Here is a 3,714-nt window from a genome sequence, read left to right on the forward strand (position 1 = left end):
GGGAATATCAACCCGTTGTCCATCGACTACGCCTGTCGGCCTCGCCTTAGGTCCCGACTTACCCAGGGAAGATTAGCTTGACCCTGGAACCCTTGGTCTTCCGGAGGACGGGTTTCTCACCCGTCTTTCGCTACTCATGCCTGCATTCTCACTCGTGTGGCGTCCACGGCTGGTTCACACCGCCGCTTCACTCGCCACACGACGCTCTCCTACCCATCAACACGGCTGGACCACGAAGGCCTACCACTAATGTCAATGCCACAACTTCGGTGGCGTGCTTGAGCCCCGTTACATTGTCGGCGCGGAATCACTTGACCAGTGAGCTATTACGCACTCTTTCAAGGGTGGCTGCTTCTAAGCCAACCTCCTGGTTGTCTGTGCAACTCCACATCCTTTCCCACTTAGCACGCGCTTAGGGACCTTAGTTGGTGGTCTGGGTTGTTTCCCTCTCGACTATGAAGCTTATCCCCCACAGTCTCACTGCTGCGCTCTCACTTACCGGCATTCGGAGTTTGGCTGACGTCAGTAAGCTTTTGGGCCCCATCGGCCATCCAGTAGCTCTACCTCCGGCAAGAAACACGCAACGCTGCACCTAAATGCATTTCGGAGAGAACCAGCTATCACGAAGTTTGATTGGCCTTTCACCCCTATCCACAGCTCATCCCCTCCATTTTCAACTGAAGTGGGTTCGGTCCTCCACGACGTCTTACCGTCGCTTCAACCTGGCCATGGATAGATCACTTCGCTTCGGGTCTAGACCCTGCGACTGAATCGCCCTATTCGGACTCGCTTTCGCTACGGCTGCCCCACACGGGTTAACCTCGCCACAGAGCACTAACTCGCAGGCTCATTCTTCAAAAGGCACGCCGTCACCCCAACATGGGAGCTCCGACGGTTTGTAAGCAAACGGTTTCAGGTACTATTTCACTCCCCTCCCGGGGTACTTTTCACCTTTCCCTCACGGTACTTGTCCGCTATCGGTCATCTGGGAGTATTTAGGCTTATCAGGTGGTCCTGACAGATTCACACGGGATTTCTCGGGCCCCGTGCTACTTGGGATACTCTTCACGCCATAACACCATTTCGACTACGGGGCTCGCACCCGCTCTGGCCAGGCATTCAAACCTGTTCGTCTATGATGCGCTGTAACGTTCAGTGCTCGGCAGAACACAACGAAAAGTCCCACAACCCCGACCATGCAACCCCTGCCGGGTATCACACATGATTCGGTTTAGCCTCTTCCGCGTTCGCTCGCCACTACTGACGGAATCACTGTTGTTTTCTCTTCCTGTGGGTACTGAGATGTTTCACTTCCCCACGTTCCCTCTACCCGCCCTATATATTCAGGCGGGAGTCACCAGGTCACCACAAGGGGCCTGGCGGGGTTTCCCCATTCGGAAATCCTCGGATCACAGCTCGTTTATCAGCTCCCCGAGGCTTATCGCAGATTACGACGTCCTTCTTCGGCTCCAGATGCCAAGGCATTCACCGTTTGCTCTTAAAAACTTGAAAATCACATGAGTTTAAGAAACCACAACTCGAAAAGTTGCAGATCCAATGATTGGCAAGAACACAACCCGAAGGCTGCTCCTTGCGAATCTTGTCGACCCGAACAACCCGCAAAGGCTGCCCGAGTCTAAGATGCTCGCGTCCACTGTGTAGTTCTCAAAATACGGGCGGTATCCCTCCCCCACACACCCAGGCGTGGAAAAAGGATCCAGGAGAGTCGAGATCCAGCCACCCCCGAAGGAGCAGCCGGCCCGGTCCCTCAGGACCCAACAGCGTGCATGTGCAGTAGCCCACCCGCTCGTGCGTTCCCAACCCGAAGGCTGTACTGACACGAGACGAATCTCTTCCTGCACCCAGTTCAATGTTCCACCCATGAGCTACCAGCAAAGACATTCGCTTTGATCTGGTGCCTGGAACAACCTCTACGCCGAAACGCATGGTGTCCAGATGCTCCTTAGAAAGGAGGTGATCCAGCCGCACCTTCCGGTACGGCTACCTTGTTACGACTTAGTCCTAATCACCGATCCCACCTTCGACAGCTCCCTCCTTGCGGTTAGGCCACTGGCTTCGGGTGTTACCGACTTTCATGACTTGACGGGCGGTGTGTACAAGGCCCGGGAACGTATTCACCGCAGCGTTGCTGATCTGCGATTACTAGCGACTCCGACTTCATGAGGTCGAGTTGCAGACCTCAATCCGAACTGAGACCGGCTTTTTGGGATTCGCTCCACCTTACGGTATCGCAGCCCTTTGTACCGGCCATTGTAGCATGCGTGAAGCCCAAGACATAAGGGGCATGATGATTTGACGTCATCCCCACCTTCCTCCGAGTTGACCCCGGCAGTCTCCTATGAGTTCCCACCATGACGTGCTGGCAACATAGAACGAGGGTTGCGCTCGTTGCGGGACTTAACCCAACATCTCACGACACGAGCTGACGACAACCATGCACCACCTGTATACCGACCTTGCGGGGCAACCATTTCTGGAAGTTTCCGGTATATGTCAAGCCTTGGTAAGGTTCTTCGCGTTGCATCGAATTAATCCGCATGCTCCGCCGCTTGTGCGGGCCCCCGTCAATTCCTTTGAGTTTTAGCCTTGCGGCCGTACTCCCCAGGCGGGGAACTTAATGCGTTAGCTGCGACACGGAGACCGTGGAAAGGTCCCCACATCTAGTTCCCAACGTTTACGGCGTGGACTACCAGGGTATCTAATCCTGTTCGCTCCCCACGCTTTCGCTCCTCAGCGTCAGTAACGGCCCAGAGAACTGCCTTCGCCATCGGTGTTCCTCCTGATATCTGCGCATTCCACCGCTACACCAGGAATTCCATTCTCCCCTACCGCACTCTAGTCTGCCCGTACCCACTGCAGGCCCGAGGTTGAGCCTCGGGTTTTCACAGCAGACGCGACAAACCGCCTACGAGCTCTTTACGCCCAATAATTCCGGACAACGCTTGCACCCTACGTATTACCGCGGCTGCTGGCACGTAGTTAGCCGGTGCTTTTTCTGCAGGTACCGTCAAGCCGAAGCCCTTCTTCCCTACTAAAAGAGGTTTACAACCCGAAGGCCGTCATCCCCCACGCGGCGTTGCTGCATCAGGCTTTCGCCCATTGTGCAATATTCCCCACTGCTGCCTCCCGTAGGAGTCTGGGCCGTGTCTCAGTCCCAGTGTGGCCGGTCACCCTCTCAGGCCGGCTACCCGTCGTCGGCTTGGTGAGCCATTACCTCACCAACTACCTGATAGGCCGCGAGTCCATCCTTGACCGAAAAACTTTCCACCCGCACCCGATGCCGGGGCAGGTCGTATCCGGTATTAGACGCCGTTTCCAGCGCTTATCCCAGAGTCAAGGGCAGGTTACTCACGTGTTACTCACCCGTTCGCCACTAATCCACCCAGCAAGCTGGGCTTCATCGTTCGACTTGCATGTGTTAAGCACGCCGCCAGCGTTCGTCCTGAGCCAGGATCAAACTCTCCGTAAAAAAATTACGAACACCAACCCCGAAAGGAAGGCACTCAAGTTTGACCTCTAGCAAATAAGACATCATTACTGACATCAATTTCCAAAGGAACCCAACCGGATCACAAGACCCGGACGGGGTTATAAATTTGGCATTGAACATAGTGCACGCTGTTGAGTTCTCAAGAATCGGACACATCCCGCCTCCACACCTGAAGAGGTGCTTCACAACGGAAGTGATCGAAG

2 rRNA genes (1 of these 2 only partly in view) are annotated in these 3,714 nt (G+C 55.1%); both read right to left on the minus strand.

What is annotated here, in order from left to right:
* Positions 1 to 1,512 (minus strand): 23S ribosomal RNA (locus MT353_RS21300); it reaches 1,616 nt to the left of the window's first position.
* A gap of 455 nt (positions 1,513 to 1,967) precedes the next feature.
* A 16S ribosomal RNA gene (locus MT353_RS21305) occupies positions 1,968 to 3,490 on the minus strand.
* Together the 16S and 23S rRNA genes form the textbook arrangement of a ribosomal RNA operon.
* Between the last annotated feature and the right edge of the window lie 224 nt (positions 3,491 to 3,714).

Source organism: Rathayibacter sp. VKM Ac-2927, assembly GCF_022815525.1.
GTDB classification, from domain to species: domain Bacteria; phylum Actinomycetota; class Actinomycetes; order Actinomycetales; family Microbacteriaceae; genus Rathayibacter; species Rathayibacter festucae.